At 41.1% G+C, this 16413-nt stretch carries 15 protein-coding genes; 11 read left to right on the forward strand and 4 right to left on the reverse strand.

Translation table 11 applies throughout. From position 1 onward, the window contains the following. The first annotated feature begins 115 nt into the window (after positions 1-115). The 3 genes from IM797_RS16910 to arsC all read left to right on the forward strand — a co-directional run bounded on the left by IM797_RS16910 (position 116) and on the right by arsC (position 4098). Positions 116-2575: a bifunctional UDP-N-acetylmuramoyl-tripeptide:D-alanyl-D-alanine ligase/alanine racemase gene (locus tag IM797_RS16910; RefSeq protein WP_194128346.1), complete on the forward strand. Its 2460-nt coding sequence runs from the start codon at positions 116-118 to the stop codon at positions 2573-2575. Positions 2576-2658: 83 nt separating this feature from the next. Then, positions 2659-3252, forward strand: coding sequence for a DUF502 domain-containing protein (locus tag IM797_RS16915; protein WP_194128347.1), 594 nt, complete (start codon positions 2659-2661; stop codon positions 3250-3252). Positions 3253-3753: 501 nt separating this feature from the next. Further along, positions 3754-4098, forward strand: coding sequence for an arsenate reductase (glutaredoxin) (gene arsC / locus IM797_RS16920; RefSeq protein ID WP_194128348.1), 345 nt, complete (start codon positions 3754-3756; stop codon positions 4096-4098). A 199-nt stretch (positions 4099-4297) separates the two neighbouring features. On the opposite strand, the gene IM797_RS16925 is transcribed toward arsC, so the two are convergent. Beyond that, positions 4298-5005: a TIGR00730 family Rossman fold protein gene (locus IM797_RS16925; protein WP_194128349.1), complete on the reverse strand. Its 708-nt coding sequence runs from the start codon at positions 5003-5005 to the stop codon at positions 4298-4300. Positions 5006-5023: 18 nt separating this feature from the next. Next, positions 5024-6532 carry a sodium:solute symporter gene (locus tag IM797_RS16930; RefSeq protein WP_194128350.1) on the reverse strand — a complete coding sequence of 503 codons (1509 nt, stop codon included), beginning with the start codon at positions 6530-6532 and terminating at the stop codon, positions 5024-5026. 105 nt (positions 6533-6637) lie between these two features. On the opposite strand from IM797_RS16930, the gene recR reads away from it, so the two are divergent. The 7 genes from recR to trpA all read left to right on the forward strand — a co-directional run bounded on the left by recR (position 6638) and on the right by trpA (position 12798). Further along, a complete protein-coding gene (gene recR, locus IM797_RS16935) occupies positions 6638-7255 on the forward strand; it encodes a recombination mediator RecR (protein WP_194128351.1) in 618 nt (205 codons plus the stop codon). Between the two features lie 6 nt (positions 7256-7261). Further along, positions 7262-8077 (forward strand): SDR family oxidoreductase, encoded by an 816-nt coding sequence (locus tag IM797_RS16940; RefSeq protein WP_194128352.1) that lies wholly within the window; start codon positions 7262-7264, stop codon positions 8075-8077. A gap of 2 nt (positions 8078-8079) precedes the next feature. Continuing rightward, a complete protein-coding gene (locus IM797_RS16945; protein WP_228098915.1) occupies positions 8080-8922 on the forward strand; it encodes an alpha/beta hydrolase in 843 nt (280 codons plus the stop codon). Positions 8923-9218: 296 nt separating this feature from the next. Further along, a complete protein-coding gene (gene trpD / locus IM797_RS16950) occupies positions 9219-10205 on the forward strand; it encodes an anthranilate phosphoribosyltransferase (RefSeq protein WP_194128353.1) in 987 nt (328 codons plus the stop codon). 29 nt (positions 10206-10234) lie between these two features. Next, positions 10235-10843: a phosphoribosylanthranilate isomerase gene (locus IM797_RS16955; RefSeq protein WP_255526894.1), complete on the forward strand. Its 609-nt coding sequence runs from the start codon at positions 10235-10237 to the stop codon at positions 10841-10843. After that, positions 10840-12021 carry a tryptophan synthase subunit beta gene (gene trpB, locus IM797_RS16960; RefSeq protein ID WP_194128355.1) on the forward strand — a complete coding sequence of 394 codons (1182 nt, stop codon included), beginning with the start codon at positions 10840-10842 and terminating at the stop codon, positions 12019-12021. Before IM797_RS16955 ends, trpB begins: the two co-directional genes overlap by 4 nt. 9 nt (positions 12022-12030) lie before the next feature. Further along, positions 12031-12798 carry a tryptophan synthase subunit alpha gene (gene trpA / locus IM797_RS16965; RefSeq protein WP_194128356.1) on the forward strand — a complete coding sequence of 256 codons (768 nt, stop codon included), beginning with the start codon at positions 12031-12033 and terminating at the stop codon, positions 12796-12798. On the opposite strand, the gene nhaA is transcribed toward trpA, so the two are convergent. After that, positions 12788-13963, reverse strand: a complete 1176-nt coding sequence (gene nhaA, locus IM797_RS16970) for a Na+/H+ antiporter NhaA (RefSeq protein WP_194128357.1) — start codon at positions 13961-13963, stop codon at positions 12788-12790. The genes trpA and nhaA overlap by 11 nt on opposite strands. Positions 13964-13989: 26 nt before the next feature. After that, positions 13990-14610 (reverse strand): L-threonylcarbamoyladenylate synthase, encoded by a 621-nt coding sequence (locus IM797_RS16975; RefSeq protein ID WP_194128358.1) that lies wholly within the window; start codon positions 14608-14610, stop codon positions 13990-13992. Positions 14611-14688: 78 nt separating this feature from the next. Between IM797_RS16975 and IM797_RS16980 the strand changes: the two genes are divergently transcribed. Further along, entirely contained in the window at positions 14689-16359 is a 1671-nt protein-coding gene (locus IM797_RS16980; protein ID WP_194128359.1) for an FMN-binding glutamate synthase family protein, read from the forward strand. The last annotated feature ends 54 nt before the right edge of the window (positions 16360-16413 follow it).

The raw sequence follows: 16413 nt of genomic DNA on the forward strand, positions 1-16413 counted from the left end.
GATTATAGATTTGCTTTTTCAAGTGTAACCGGCTAGAATAATTTATGAGTTTTTTATCTGCTTATTTACATTCAGATTAGCAGGACCGAAGCCATAGTTTCATTAAGTTTGCAACATGAACAATTCTTCTTTTTCCATTGGGCAGATTGCTGATATATTTGAACTGAAATCTTTTGATCAAAAAACAAAGGCTATAATTGATAAATTGGTTATCGACAGCAGAATTGTAACAGCGCCGGAAAGTTCACTGTTTTTTGCTTTGAAAGCCAAAAGGGACGGGCATACTTTTATTGAAGATGCCTACCGGAATGGGATAAGAAATTTTGTAATCAGCGATCCAGGATACCTATCTGCATATCCGGATGCCAATATGTTAATGGTGGAGGATGTGCTGCGGGCTTTACAGCAATTGGCTAGGGCAAATCGCACTCAGTATGCTTTGAAAGTGATTGGAATTACAGGCAGTAATGGGAAAACGATAGTAAAAGAATGGTTGTATCAATTGCTGGCTGCTGATTTTAACATCATCAGGAGTCCGAAAAGTTTCAACTCCCAACTTGGCGTGGCTTTATCCTTATGGGAAATTGACGCGCAACACAATCTTGGTATTTTTGAAGCGGGTATTTCCAAACCCAATGAAATGGACGCTTTAGCTGACATGATCAGACCGGAAATTGGAATCCTCACAAATCTGGGGGAGGCCCATGCTGAAGGTTTTGCTTCTAACCTGGAGAAGCTTAAGGAAAAGTTAAAGCTGTTTAAACACGTAAAACTGTTCATTTATTCGCCGGATTATACCCAGGAAATAGACAAGCAAGCATTACCAGGTAAACGCAGGTTTTCCTGGAGCATCAGACAGGAAGCGGATTTGCGGATTTTGGCTGTTGAGCCGATTGAAGGTCAGAACCAGATCCGGGCCATTTATAAACATGCTGAAATTGAATGCCTCATACCCTTTAGTGACCGCGCCTCTATTGAAAATGGTATCATTTGCTGGGCAACATTGCTGGCTTTAGGCTATACGCCTCAGGAAGCAGATGTACGCCTGGCAAAGTTAACCCGGGTAAGTATGCGCCTGGAATTGAAGAATGGTATCAATCAATGTTCGGTAATTGATGATTCTTACAGTGCAGACATTCCTTCGCTCGCCATTGCGCTTGATTTTTTAAATCTGCAAAATCAGCATGACAAAAGAACCCTGATTTTATCTGATTTACACGAGACTGGTAAAGATAATGAATTTCTATATGCTGAAATCGCGGCCTTACTGAAGCAAAAGAACGTCAGCCGCTTAATTGGCATTGGTCCGAATATTACTGCTGCAGCCCATTTGTTTGAACTGGAAGCCGTGTTTTTTGACAGTACACAAAGTTTTATTGCAAATTTTCCGGCTGTTCATTTCAACAATGAAACGATCTTGTTAAAGGGCGCCCGTAAGTTCGAATTTGAGCGCATCAGTAAACTGATTACCCAAAAAATACATGATACCGTATTGCAGATAGACCTGAATGCACTTGCTGGCAACCTTCAGTTTTATCGCAATAAACTGAGGCCAGGCGTAAAGGTAATGGCGATGGTCAAAGCTTTTTCTTATGGAAGTGGTAGTTTCGAAATCGCCAATCTGCTGCAATATCATAAAGTGGATTACCTGGCAGTAGCTTATACAGACGAGGGGATTGCTTTGAGAAAAGGTGGGATTTCGGTCCCGATTATGGTGATGAGTCCGGAGCCTTCTGCTTTTGATGCCATCGTAAGGTATAAATTGGAACCGGAAATTTACAATCTCGATATTTTAGAACGTTTTCTGGATTTCCTTGATGCAGGTACAACCGATTATCCCATCCATTTGAAAATAGATACAGGGATGCACCGTTTGGGATTTGAAGAGGCTGAACTCGCAGATTTGCTGAAGGTTTTAAGCGCTTCAAACCGGGTCAAAGTGGCTTCGGCATTCTCACACCTCGTAGGTAGTGATGATGAGATCCATGACGATTTTACAAGTTACCAGCTTCGCAGGTTTACCGCAATGGCGGATGAGTTGTCTGCGGTTTTACAATATCCTTTCATCAGACACATTTCCAATACTTCGGGTGTTTCACGGCACCCCGAAGCCCAACTTGATATGGTTCGTATTGGAATTGGATTATATGGCTTTGATGGTGGACTGGCTGGAAACCGTGGCTTGCAAACCGTAGCGGTATTGAAAACAACCGTTACGCAGGTTAAGCCAATTAAAGCGGCTGAAACCATCGGTTACAGCCGTAAAGGGAGTTTGCCAAATGGTGGACTCATTGCTACGGTAAAAATTGGCTATGCAGATGGTTATAGCCGCGCTTTTGGTAATGGTGTGGGGAAAATGCTGATCAATGGCAAGGCTGTTTCTACGGTCGGGGTCATTTGTATGGACATGTGCATGCTGGATGTGACAGGTTTGGATGTTAAAGCCGGGGATGAAGTTATCGTTTTTAATGAAAAACTGACCATCGCTGATCTTGCCAATCAAATTGGAACGATTCCCTATGAAATTTTAACCAATATCTCTCAACGGGTAAAACGCGTGTATTTTTATGAATAATTTTTAATAAAAATGCTCTTTTTAAAAGTCATGTGTTTAAAAGATCCCAGATTTTCACGATTTTTTTTATCTAAATTTGCGACATGAACAGAATTGGCAGGGCTTTAATTAACTATCTGATTAAAGGGTTATTAATTGTACTTCCCATTGCATTAAGCATTTTTATCGTAATATGGGCTGTTACTACGGTTGACAGCTGGTTGAATGTGAATAATATCCTGGGCGTGGATCCCCGCACGGGCGCCAGTCGGAATATTCCCGGGCTTGGCTTAGCGCTTGTGGTTTCGATTATCTTGATTGCAGGGATTTTTGTAACTTATTTTGTTACTGAACCGATGTACAACTGGTTTCAGCGTTTATTGGATAAAATTCCTCTGCTTAAGTTTATTTATTCTTCGATTAAAGACCTCACTGAAGCTTTTGTAGGTGATGAAAAGAAATTTAATAATCCTGTTCTGGTTGAAGTAGAAGGGGACCTCAAAAGAATCGGTTTCTTAACACAGAGCGATTTAAAAGCAATTAATTTACCTGGTGAATCTATTGTTTATTTTCCGTTTTCTTATTCTTTTGCAGGACAGGTGTACATTGTTAAACATGAAAAGATTAAACCGTTAAATATGAGTGCGGCAGACGCCATGAAATTGGTGGTATCTGGCGGCGTTAGCCATTTCGGATAAAAAAAGGTAGCACGGTCGCCTCCTCGTAGCTTTGGCCCTGAAGAAGGGCAAGCTACGCATGTCGGCTCTCCGTACTACCTTTTTTTATAGAAATGAAGTACGTCCGGCCAGAATGAGGGGAGGCCGGGAAAAATAAGCCGTTTTTTTGCGAAAGCTTGTTTTTATTGTTTGGGTTGGATGTTTATTTGGATAGGGCGGCTTTGTTGGATAGGTTGTTAGGTAGTTGAACTGGTTAGTTTTTAGTTAGTTAGTTAGTTAGTTAGTTAGTTAGTTAGTTAGTTAGTTAGTTAGTTAGTTAGTTTTTAGTTAGTTTTTAGTTAGTTAGTTAGTTAGTTAGTTAGTTAGTTAGTTAGTTAGTTAGTTTTTAGTTAGTTAGTTAGTTAGTTAGTTAGTTAGTTAGTTAGTTAGTTAGTTAGTTAGTTAGTTGAGCTGGTTAGCAGAAAAGCTATGTTTAGGGATGGATAATTGATTAAAAGCAAACAGAAAGTTGGAATATTTAGTATGATCAAGATTTATCATAACAACAGGTGTAGTAAAAGCAGATGCGCATTAGCTGTTTTGGAAGAGAGTGGACAGGATTTTGAAGTTGTTAATTATTTAGAAGCGGTGCCTACAGTTGCTGAGCTGACTGGGATTGTTGAAAAGCTAGGGATTAAGGCAGAAGAGTTGGTCCGTAAAACTGAAACATTTTATAAGGAGAAATATAAAGGGAAAATACTTTCTGAGCGGGAGTGGATTTTAGCGATGGTTGAAAATCCAATACTGATTGAACGTCCGATATTGGTTTCAGGGGATAAAGCCGTAATTGGAAGGCCTATGGAAAAGGTTAACGATATTTTGTCTTAATTGCCAGGGACAGTCATTAACAAATCGTTAGAACTGAACAACTGTTGAATACTGGTGTATCAACTTTATACATTTTGCAATTGTATTAATCTTTAAAAAAGTCAAATGTTGTGAGACGACATGCGTAGGTTTGCCCTTTTTAAGGGCTTAAGCTACGAGGAGTCGAACAATATTTGACTTTTTTAAGAACAGCACTACATTAAAAGTTCGGTTTCAACACATATTTCTCATAGAACCTGAAAATGTGTTCTGCTGCTTCTTCGGCCGTATCAACCAATCTGAATAAGTTCAGATCTTCTGCATGAATGTTGTGTTCCTTTTGCAGCATGGTGTTCTTAATCCATTCTACCAAGCCACCCCAGTAATCTTTGCCTACTAAAACGATTGGGAACCGTGCTACTTTACCAGTCTGGATCAATGTAATCGCTTCAAAAAGCTCGTCCATCGTTCCCATACCACCTGGAAGTACAATGAATCCCTGCGAATATTTCATGAACATCACTTTACGGATAAAGAAGTAATCGAATTCCAGTAACTTATTGTGGTCGATATACTTGTTGTGAAATTGCTCGAAAGGAAGATCTATGTTTAAGCCCACAGATTTTCCGCCATTCATGTGCGCGCCTTTATTTCCTGCTTCCATAATACCTGGTCCGCCGCCGGTGATGACACCATAACCGCGTTCAGTAAGTAAACGTCCGCACTCTACTGCAATCTCATAATATTTATTGGTTTCCGCAGTCCTGGCTGATCCAAAAATGGAAACACAGGGACCTATTTTTGCCAGTTTCTCAAAGCCGTCTACAAACTCGGCCATGATTTTGAAAATCTGCCAGGAATCGGTAACTTTTATTTCCTGCCAGTCTTTGTTTTCAAAAGCACTTCTTATTTTCTCTTCACTTGTCATTCTATCGGTATTAAGTTCTTAAAATCTTGTCTGGAGATCTGTTTTTTTACTGATCAGTAGCAATCCGATAAAGGTAATTAAACCGTTTACAAGGATCAATTCAACACTAAACACATAGCCGCCAAGTAGTTCTTTAGAGTAGGCATTTAGCAGGTAACAGATCGCCGGGGATACGATACAGATAAAAGGTACTAACTTATCGTGTAAGCCCCGCTTTTTCATAAACAATCCGAAACTATACAGTCCCAATAGGGGGCCATAAGTGTAAGACGCTACTTTAAAGATGCCTTTGACAACGGATTCGTCATTGAAAGCGTTGAAAATGATGATCACGACGAACATCAATAAGGAAAAAGCAACGTGTACGATATGTCTTTTGTTTACAGCTTCTTTGGAATTGCCATTTTCACCTTTATCCATATGTAAGAAATCTACGCAAAAAGAAGTCGTCAAGGCCGTCAGGGCAGAATCTGTTGTCGCAAAAGTTGCTGCCGTTAAACCGAGCATAAATACAATTGCAGGTATTACGCTCAGGTGGTTCAGCGCAATTTCCGGGAACAGGAAGTCGGTCCTTGGCTTGCCTGTTACATGATCTAAAGGGATTTCAATGCCATTTTTTGTTGCGTAAATGTATAGTAAAGCACCCACACTTAAAAAGAAGATGTTCAATACCACAAATACGCCTGTGAAGGTAAACATGTTTTTTTGCGCTTCAGCTATGGTTTTCATGCTGAGGTTTTTCTGCATCAGATCCTGATCAAGGCCGGTCATGGCTATGGTTACAAATATACCACCTAACAACTGTTTGCTAAAGTGGAAATTGCTGGTTAGAAAATCTTCATAGAAGAAGATTTTTGAATAACCACTGTTCTTGATGGCCTCAAATGCTGTCGGGATACTCATATCCAAGCTGCTGCATACGAAATAAAGTGTAAGGAAGACAGACAATACGAGGAAGAACGTTTGTAAAGTATCGGTTATGATGATTGTTTTTAAGCCGCCTTTAAATGTGTAAGACCAGATCAGGCCGAGTGAAATCAATACCGTGGCCCAAAAAGGTATGCCATAGCTGTCAAATATAAACCTTTGTAAAACGATGACAACCAGGTAAAGCCTGAACGCTGATCCGATGGTTCTGCTGATTAAAAATATGGAAGCAGCAGTCTTGTAACTGTAATAGCCCAGGCGCTGTTCAATATAGCTGTAGATAGAGGTTAGCCGCATCCGGTAATAAAGTGGGAGCAGTACTGTAGCGATAATGATGAAACCTATGGCATTACCCAGGACAAACTGGAAGTATTGAAACTGGTTACCTGCCGGAGCACCCACCTCGCCGGGTACGGAGATAAAGGTAACTCCTGATAAAGCTGTACCAATCATTCCAAATGCAACCAGGTACCATTTCGAATTTCTATTGGCTATGAAAAAAGTAGAATTGTCTGACGATTTTTTTGAAGTTGCAAAAGCAATAATAATCAGTACGAGGAAGTAACCAATTAAAAAGGACAAAAGTATAGCTGGACTCATATTGTATGTTGTGTTAAGGTCTAAATGTAAGAAACCAAGGTGAAAATACCTTAAAAAAATTAAAGTCCATGTAAATGCTTACATAGTTTTATCTAATTTTGTAAAATGAACTTTTCTTCTAAATTGCTTGAAGACGCTGTTAATGAATTCTCTAAACTACCTGGAGTTGGACAAAAAACGGCTTTGAGGTTGGTGCTTCATCTTTTGAATAAAGAGCAGGAGGAGGTAGATACTTTTGGCAATACCCTGATTAAATTGAGAAAAGAGATCAAACATTGTGGTATTTGTCATAATATTTCTGATCAGGAGGTCTGTAACATTTGCAACAATGGTAAAAGAGACCGGGAGTTGATTTGCGTGGTTGAAGATACGCGGGATGTGATGGCGGTAGAAAACACAGGCCAATATTTTGGTGTTTATCACGTACTTGGTGGTTTAATCTCGCCAATGGACGGCATAGGACCTGCTGATTTATTTATTGACTCGCTGGTGCAACGTGCGGCAACAACGCCCGTAAAGGAGGTTATTTTGGCGCTGAGTGCCACAATGGAAGGAGATACCACGCTTTTTTATCTGTATAAACGACTTAAGGATTTTCAAATACCAATTACAACCATCGCCAGGGGTATTGCATTTGGGGGAGAGCTGGAATACGCAGACGAAATTACACTTGGCCGGTCTATCGTTACCCGTGTACCTTACCAAAACTCATTAATTAAATAATTTTAAATGGATTTTAAGAATAAGATTGTTATTGTTACCGGCGCATCGTCTGGTATAGGAAAGGCCTGTGCCGAAGAATTTGCCAAACGTGGTGCACATTTAGTACTTGGTGCACGTCAATATGTAACACTTTGTGAAATCACAGCTGACCTGGAAAAAAGATATGGGATTAAGGCGATTGCAGTACAATCGGATGTAAGTAAGGAAGAGGATTGCAAATTGCTGGTTCAGCAGGCAATTACAACCTTTGGTCGCGTTGATATCCTGGTTAATAATGCAGGCTTATCCATGCGTGCCTTATTTGACGACCTTGAGCTGTCTGTTCTTAAAAATCTGATGGACGTGAATTTCTGGGGTACGGTTTATTGTACAAAATACGCTTTACCGGAAATTTTGAAATCCAAAGGTAGTGTAGTTAGCGTATCTTCTATTGCAGGTTACCGGGGTTTACCGGGGCGGACCGGATATTCCAGTTCTAAATTTGCCATGAATGGATTTATGGAAGCATTGAGAACAGAGTTACTAAAAACGGGGGTACACGTCATGGTCGCTTGTCCTGGTTTTACCACCTCTAATATCCGCGTTGCTGCTTTGGCAAAAGATGGCCATGCACACGGAGAAACCAGTATGGAAGAAGGTAAAATGATGACTGCAGCGGAGGTGGCCAAACGTATTGTAGACGGAATTGCATCGCGCAAGCGCACCTTGATCATGACTGGACAAGGCAAACTGACGGTTTGGCTCAATAAGCTGCTGCCGGCATTGGCTGATAAATTGGTTTTTAACCATTTTACTAAAGAAAAAAATGCTTTGATTAAATAAGAATGATAAAAATTAGTCTGCTTATGGTGTTTGCCTTTCTTGGCCAGATTTTTACTTCCTCTGCTAATGTTAAAGTGGAGAAGGATATCAATTATGGCAGTTCGACGAATGATCCGAACAGGCAATTGAATGTTTATTATCCGGCAGATGTGGCTACAACAAAGGAGGTTCTCATCTTTATTCATGGTGGTTCCTGGAGTAGCGGAAAAAAAGAAACTTACTGGTGGCTGGGCAGAAATTTTGCCCGCAAAGGAGTGGTTACGGTGATTGTCAATTATAGACTGGCGCCAAATGCTGAATTTCATCAAATGGGCCTGGATTGTGCCGAGGCGGTAAAATGGGTGTATGCAAATATTGGTCGGTACGGCGGAGACCTCAGGAAAATATTTGTCATGGGGCACTCAGCGGGTGGGCATTTGGCTGAACTGATCAATGCTGATCCGCAGTATTTCAATTCTGTGGGGCTAAAAAATCCGATAAAAGGGGTGATTTTAAACGATGCCTTTGGACTGGATATGCATGAATATCTGAACATCGCAGAAAAAGACGATAGTTATCGGGACTTTTTAAGGACATTTTCTACCCATCCTGAAACCTGGACGCTTGGGTCTCCACTTCATTATATAGAAAATATTCGGAATCCACAGCTGATCTTTTATGGAGCACGGACTTATCCAGCGATACAAATCCAATCGAAAAGATTGGATAGCTTGCTATTGGCGAAACAGGTTAAAACTGAATTGCATGTGATTAAACATAAAAAACATGTGGGGATGATTAGTCAGATGATTTTTGGAGCGAATCAATTGTACCAGATTATACTCAATTTTATGAAAGTCAATTGAGAAAGCGTAAGGGCATTCCGAACGTAAAGGCTTGTTTGTTTACCGTTACTGTTTAAGCAAAGCCATAAAATTTAATTAATTGCAAGAATTATTTTGTAAATAATAAAAAGTATTCCATATTTGCTTTAATGATACTAACAAACGGACTTAATAACTGGTGGTGGCACAACGCAAATGCGTAGTGTAACCCTGTATTGAACGTTTTTATTTTATATAATAATATTTGAGGGTTGCTTTAAGGCAACCTTTTTTGTTTTACAACCTTTTTAATCAGCATAACACGAGTCCTTTACAAAATGAAGAAAATATTAAATCACTTATTTGAAAACAAAACTTTTAGTCGCGCAGAAGCACAGCGAATTCTAACAGCAATTGCCCTTGGTGAATTCAACAGTTCACAAATTGCTGCTTTTATTACCGCCTATGGTATGCGAAACATTACGGTAGAGGAATTGCAGGGTTTCCGTGATGCCATGCTCGATCTTTGCATTAAACTTGATTTTTCTGATTTTGAACTGGTCGATCTTTGTGGTACCGGCGGCGACGGAAAAGATACTTTTAACATTTCTACCCTGGCATCCTTTGTTGTAGCAGGGGCAGGCTATAAAGTGGCTAAACATGGTAATTACGGTGTTTCTTCTGGCTGCGGTTCTTCTAACGTGATGGAATATCTGGGGTATCGTTTTACAGACAATCAAGATTTGTTGAAGCGTTCTCTGGATCATGCGGGTATTTGTTTCATTCATGCGCCATTGTTCAATCCGGCTATGAAAACCGTAGCGCCGATTCGTAAAGAATTGGGCGTAAAAACGTTTTTCAATATGTTAGGGCCCATGGTTAATCCTTCGCAGCCTAAAAATCAAATTGTAGGTGTGTTTAGTCTGGAACTGGCACGTTTATATGCTTATTTGTACCAGGACACGGATAAAAACTATACGATCTTACATGCTGTTCATGGTTTTGATGAAATTTCCCTGACCTGCGATATTAAAACCTTTAGCAATAAAGGTGAAGCTTTGATTAAGGTGTCGGATCTTGGCTTTGAACAAATCCAGGAAGAAGAGATTAGAGGAGGTGATACAGTCGCTTCTTCAGCAGAGATTTTTAAAAGTGTATTGAATGGTGAGGCTAAGGAAGCACAAACCAATGTGGTCTTGTGTAATGCTGCTTTAGCGATACAAACGATCGACAATACCAAGTCGTTCGGCGATAGCTTTTACGAGGCCGAAGCTTCCTTGATGTCTGGCAAGGCGCTGGAAAGCTTTAAAAAATTAATTGCTTAAACATGCAGGCCAAGTTAAAAATATGTGGGATGAAGGTTCCTGAAAATATTACAGAGGTAGCGGCTTTGGAGCCGGATTACCTGGGATTTATTTTCTATAAAGGATCTAAACGTTTTGTCGCAGATCTGGAACCGGAATTTGTTAAAAACTTGCCAGCCGCTATCATGAAAACCGGTGTTTTTGTAAACGAATCACTACTGGAGATTGTTGAAATGGTGAACAGGTATGATTTATGTGCTGTACAACTCCACGGTGAGGAATCTCCTGAATTTATTGAGGAATTGAAAAGGCATTTGGGTAGCCATGTAGAAATGATCAAGGCTTTTGGAATGGAAGAAGGCTTTGATTTTAGCCAGTTGAGTACATATCAGCACTTAGTGGATTACTTTTTATTCGATACGAAGACACCTGCTCATGGAGGCTCAGGGCAGTTGTTCGATTGGGCACTTTTATCGCAGTATGAATTGCAGGTGCCTTATTTTCTAAGTGGAGGAATTGATTTGAACAGCACCGAAGCGTTAAAAAAAATAAATGATACACGCCTTTACGCGCTGGATATCAACAGTAGATTTGAACTGGAGCCAGGCTTAAAGGATATAGATAAATTGATCGATTTTAAACATAGAATAAAATTATGAGCTATTTTGTAAACGAAAAGGGGTATTACGGAGATTTTGGAGGCGCTTATATTCCGGAAATGTTATATCCCAATGTAGAAGAACTGCGACAAAACTACCTTAAGATTATTGAGGATGAGTCTTTTCAACAAGAGTTTCATCAATTGCTTAAAGATTATGTAGGAAGACCTTCGCCTTTATATCTGGCCAAGCGCTTATCGCAAAAATATAAGGCTAATATTTTTCTGAAAAGGGAAGATTTAAACCATACAGGTGCACACAAAATCAACAATACGATCGGACAGATTTTGCTGGCCGAACGTCTGGGGAAGAAACGTATTATTGCGGAAACAGGCGCTGGTCAGCATGGTGTGGCAACGGCAACTGTATGTGCTTTGCGTGGGTTGGAATGTGTGGTTTACATGGGCGAGGTTGACATCAAACGTCAGGCACCTAATGTGGCCCGGATGAAAATGTTGGGTGCCAAGGTTGTTCCGGCAACGTCCGGCAGTAAAACCCTGAAAGACGCAACCAATGAGGCCATGCGTGATTGGATTAACAACCCTGTAGATACACATTACATTATCGGCTCTGTGGTTGGTCCGCATCCTTATCCGGATATGGTAGCTATTTTTCAGTCGATCATTTCTGAAGAAACCAAGAAGCAGTTACTGGAGCAAACAGGAAATGATCAGCCAGATTATGTATTGGCTTGTGTAGGTGGTGGTAGCAATGCCATGGGTATGTTTTATCACTTTGTTGATGATGAGAAAGTGAAATTGGTGGCTGTAGAGGCCGGGGGTAAAGGAGTGGACAGCGGATTTTCTGCAGCTACAACTTACCTGGGTAAAGAAGGTGTATTGCATGGTAGCCGTAGCATTCTGATGCAGACCGATGATGGACAGGTGGTGGAACCACATTCTGTATCGGCCGGACTGGACTATCCTGGAATTGGCCCTCAGCATGCGCATCTGTTTAAAACTGGTCGCGGGCAATATGTTTCTGTAACAGATGACGAATCTTTACAAGCCGGATTATTGCTGACCCAGATGGAAGGGATTATTCCAGCCATTGAGAGTGCGCACGCCCTGGCTTATTTAGAAAAAATGACTTTCACAGGTCAGGAGAATGTGGTGGTATGCCTATCTGGCAGAGGTGATAAAGACATGGATACCTATATGAAGTATTTTGGTTTATAATACAAGAAAATGAGTAGAATTAAGACGTTATTTCAAGAGAAGAAAAATATATTATCAATTTACTTTACCGCAGGCTATCCAGAACTGAATGATACAGTTCGCATTGCTGAGGCTTTGGAAAAGTCGGGGGCTGACCTGTTGGAAATCGGCTTTCCGTATTCAGATCCTGTTGCAGATGGCCCAGTTATTCAGGCCAGTAGTAAGCAGTCATTAGACCAGGGAATGGATTTGAAGCTGTTGTTTGAGCAACTGAAATCACTTCGTGAAAAGGTAAGTATTCCGGTGTTGCTGATGGGCTATGTGAACCCTATGCTTCAATTTGGTGTAGAGAACTTTTGTAATGCCTGTGTAGAAGTTGGTGTGGACGGATGTATTGTACCCGATTTGCCAATGGTGGAGTACGAAGAGTTTTATCAGGATATTTTTGAATCCCGTGGCTTAAGCAATATCTTTTTAGTGACACCGCAAACATCTCCGGAGCGCATCAGGAAGATCGATGGTCTAAGCAATGGCTTTATCTATTTATTGTCTTCTTCGGCTACTACCGGACAGAGCCTGCAGGTTTCTGAAAATACCGAAAGTTATTTTGCGCGTATTGCAGATCTGAAGCTGAACAATCCCTTAATGATTGGTTTCGGGATCAACAGCAAAGAAACCTTTGATAAAGCTTGCCAGTACGCCAACGGCGGTATTATAGGCAGTGCATTTGTGAAGGCTTTAGAGCCAGCAGATCTGGAAGGCAGCATCCAGCGGTTTATGTTGAAATTTAAGTCCTGACTTTCTTTTGAATTGATTTTAGAAAGATAAATCCGGCAAGACCTGAAATGACCGAAGCGCAAAGAATGGCAAATTTCGCTTCGGTTATATGCATTTCATCGCTAAAGGAAAGCAGGGAGATGAAAATAGACATGGTAAAACCGATACCTGCCAGCATCCCTAATCCAATGATGTGTTTCCAACTGGATTGGGAAGGTAAACTGCCCAGTTTTAATTTTACGGCAAGCCAGGAAAATAGGGTTACACCAATGGTTTTTCCTGCAAACAGGCCGGTAATGATGCCAAATCCAAGTGGGGAAACCAATCCGCCTAACATTTCTTTTTGAAAAGTAATATTGGTATTTGCCAATGCAAAAATGGGCATGATGAAATAGTTAACCGGACCGTTTAACAAGTGTTCCAGTTTTTCCAGGGGAGATTCTACACTGACGTTATTGGTTGGGATGGTTAGCGCCAGTAATACACCTGCAATGGTTGCATGAATGCCGGAATGGTGGATAAAGTACCAGAGGAAAATACCCGGAATCAGGTAAAAATAAAGAGGTTTGATGTTCATGAAATTGAAGGCTAGTAATAGGAGCATTACTCCGCCTGCCATTAATAAATAATCAAAATGAACCTCATTGGTATAAAATATAGCGATTACCAGGATTGCACCCAGGTCATCAACAATAGCCAGTGCGGCCAAAAAGACTTTTAAAGAGGTTGGCACACTTTTACCAAGCATGGAGATGATGGCCAATGCAAATGCAATATCAGTGGCCATGGGAATACCCCATCCGGACGCTGTACTTTCGCCCTTGTTGAACAGGAAATAGATAAAAGCTGGAATGAGCATGCCACCCAGTGCGGCAACTACTGGTAATGATGCTTTTTTAACCGAAGAAAGTTCACCTTCCAGCATCTCCCTTTTGATTTCAAGACCGACCAGTAGAAAGAAAACGGCCATCAAGGCATCGTTAATCCATGCAGAGACGGTAAAGCTATAGTTGGATGTACCAAAGGTAAAGCCAAAGTCGGTCGCTAAAAAACTGGCAAATCCATCTTTAAAAGCAGAGTTGGCAATGTACAACGAAATTGCTACGCAGATCATCAGTAAAACACCACCAATTTGTCCGGAACGGAAAAAATCTTTAAATGCCTGGAGGTTGATTAATTTAGCCATATGGTAAATATAGCCATTCCGCGGAATTATAGGTAATTATTGAGGTCGCCTTTACCTTCGCGAATGATCTCGAAATCTCCGGATGTGCAGTCTACCACGGTAGAAGGCTCATTGTCACCGTATCCCCCGTCAATCACCAAATCAACCAGATCTTCGTACTTTTCATGAATCAATTCCGGATCTGTGGAATATTCGATCAGTTCATCGTCATCGCGTATGGAAGTTGATAAAATGGGGTTCCCTAGAAGCGCGACAATTTCACGTGCAATGTTGTTGTCCGGAACCCGGATACCAACTGTTTTTTTGTTAGAGCTTAACAGTTTGGGTACGTTGTTATTGGCATTTAGAATAAAGGTAAAGGGTCCGGGCAAAGCCTTTTTTAAAATGCGAAAGGTTGTCGTATCTATGGGTTTAATGTAATCAGAAATGTGTCTTAAATCAGAACAGATGAAAGAGAAATTGGCTTTTTCGGGTTTAATGCCCCTGATTCTGCAGATTTTCTCAATGGCTTTTTGGTTGGTGATGTCGCAGCCCAGGCCATATACGGTATCGGTAGGGTAGATGATCAGACCTCCCTTTTTCAACACCTCTACAACCTGTTCAATTGCTTTTGGATTTGGGTTCTCAGGATAGATTTTGATAAGCATATGTAAAATTAAACAAATCTTAGGCCGAATTCAGATTATTATTGTTCTATTGGCATGTTTTTTAGTAAATTGTTACGTATGAGAAAAGCATTTATCGCAATTGCCGCATTTTTAGTAGCGCTTACCGTTATGTTAGGCCTTACCTATCCGCCGTTATGGTGGATAGCAATTTTTACAGGACCCATTGTTTTATTGGGAATTTATGACCTCTATCAACCTAAACACAGTATTGTGAGGAATTATCCGGTGGTGGGTAGATTGCGATATCTGGCGGAAGATCTCCGGCCAAAAGTATATCAGTATTTCGTAGAGAGTGATACCAATGGTAAGCCTTTTAGCCGTTTAAACCGTTCATTAATTTATCAGCGTGCTAAAAAGGAAAATGATACCATCCCTTTCGGAACACAGTTAGATGTGTATGAAAATGGATACGAGTGGTTGAGTCATAGTATTGCCGCGATCAGTCACCATGAGCTGGATCCCAATCCGCGGGTGCTTGTGGGTGGCCCGGATTGCACCAAGCCTTATTCTGCCAGTATTTACAACATCTCGGCGATGAGTTTCGGGTCTTTGAGTCAGAATGCGATTCTGGCCTTAAATGGTGGTGCCAAACTGGGTAATTTTGCGCACAATACCGGTGAAGGTGGTATCAGTGATTACCATGCAAATCCTGGTGGCGATTTGGTTTGGCAAATAGGTACCGGTTATTTTGGTTGTCGTCACCATGACGGTACATTTAATTTCGATGCCTTTGCTGAGCGTTCACAATCGGAACAGGTTCGGATGATCGAAATAAAGCTTTCTCAGGGTGCTAAACCTGGCCACGGTGGTATCTTGCCAGCCAAGAAAGTTACGCCTGAAATCGCACGCATTCGTTTGGTTAAGGAAGGCTTTGATGTGATCTCGCCACCTGTCCATACGGCATTCTCTACACCTTTGGAACTCGTTGCTTTTATCAAGAAACTTAGGGAGCTTTCGGGGGGCAAGCCAGTTGGATTTAAATTGTGTATTGGCCGTAAAAGTGAGTTTTTTGCGATTTGTAAAGCTATGGTTGAAACAGGTATATATGCTGATTTCATTACTGTAGATGGAGGGGAAGGTGGAACTGGTGCCTCGCCACAGGAGTTCTCTAATGCGGTGGGGATGCCATTGCGCGAAGGAGTGGCATTTGTTTACGATGTGCTGACTGGCTTTAATTTGAAAAAGGACATTAAAATCATTGCTTCTGGAAAAGTAGCATCAGGCTTTGATTTGGTGAAGAACATTGCACTTGGGGCTGATTTGTGTAATTCGGCAAGAGGAATGATGTTTGCTTTGGGTTGTATCCAGGCGCTGGAATGTAACAGCAATACTTGTCCGACAGGCGTTGCTACCCAGGATGCGAGTTTGATGAAAGGACTGGTTGTGGAGGATAAACGTGTTCGTGTGTTTAACTTTCATCAGCTTACAATTGCGAGCGCTGTGGAGTTGCTGGGTGCTGCGGGCTTGCGCCACACGCATCAATTGACACGCGCTTACATCAATAGACGGGTTGCGCCCAATGTGGTGCAGAGTTATATGGAAACTTTTCCTTATATCCCTGAAGGAAGTTTGTTACAGACTCCGTATCCGATCCGATTTGAATTGGGAATGGCTTTGAGTACATCGGCCAGTTTTACCCCTACAGATTACAAGGTTTCTATGGTTGATTATGCACATGCGAATTCCTATTCCAGTGAATCTGAGACCGAGCAACAGCAGCGTTCTTAGTATTCTTTACAAAAAAAGCGCCCTGATCATTTGATCAGGGCGCTTTTTTTATAT

Origin of the sequence: Pedobacter sp. MC2016-24 (assembly GCF_015223055.1) — a bacterium.
GTDB lineage: Bacteria > Bacteroidota > Bacteroidia > Sphingobacteriales > Sphingobacteriaceae > Pedobacter.

Bases quoted from the DNA above. Each gene is read 5' to 3' on its own strand.
- IM797_RS16945 (WP_228098915.1), top strand. From the start codon at position 8,080: ATGATAAAAATTAGTCTGCTTATGGTGTTTGCCTTTCTTGGCCAGATT.
- IM797_RS16915 (WP_194128347.1), top strand. From the start codon at position 2,659: ATGAACAGAATTGGCAGGGCTTTAATTAACTATCTGATTAAAGGGTTA.
- IM797_RS16955 (WP_255526894.1), top strand. From the start codon at position 10,235: ATGAAGGTTCCTGAAAATATTACAGAGGTAGCGGCTTTGGAGCCGGAT.
- IM797_RS16930 (WP_194128350.1), bottom strand. From the start codon at position 6,532: ATGAGTCCAGCTATACTTTTGTCCTTTTTAATTGGTTACTTCCTCGTA.
- trpD (WP_194128353.1), top strand. From the start codon at position 9,219: ATGAAGAAAATATTAAATCACTTATTTGAAAACAAAACTTTTAGTCGC.
- IM797_RS16975 (WP_194128358.1), bottom strand. From the start codon at position 14,610: ATGCTTATCAAAATCTATCCTGAGAACCCAAATCCAAAAGCAATTGAA.
- nhaA (WP_194128357.1), bottom strand. From the start codon at position 13,963: ATGGCTAAATTAATCAACCTCCAGGCATTTAAAGATTTTTTCCGTTCC.
- IM797_RS16980 (WP_194128359.1), top strand. From the start codon at position 14,689: ATGAGAAAAGCATTTATCGCAATTGCCGCATTTTTAGTAGCGCTTACC.
- IM797_RS16910 (WP_194128346.1), top strand. From the start codon at position 116: ATGAACAATTCTTCTTTTTCCATTGGGCAGATTGCTGATATATTTGAA.
- IM797_RS16940 (WP_194128352.1), top strand. From the start codon at position 7,262: ATGGATTTTAAGAATAAGATTGTTATTGTTACCGGCGCATCGTCTGGT.
- recR (WP_194128351.1), top strand. From the start codon at position 6,638: ATGAACTTTTCTTCTAAATTGCTTGAAGACGCTGTTAATGAATTCTCT.
- arsC (WP_194128348.1), top strand. From the start codon at position 3,754: ATGATCAAGATTTATCATAACAACAGGTGTAGTAAAAGCAGATGCGCA.
- trpA (WP_194128356.1), top strand. From the start codon at position 12,031: ATGAGTAGAATTAAGACGTTATTTCAAGAGAAGAAAAATATATTATCA.
- trpB (WP_194128355.1), top strand. From the start codon at position 10,840: ATGAGCTATTTTGTAAACGAAAAGGGGTATTACGGAGATTTTGGAGGC.
- IM797_RS16925 (WP_194128349.1), bottom strand. From the start codon at position 5,005: ATGACAAGTGAAGAGAAAATAAGAAGTGCTTTTGAAAACAAAGACTGG.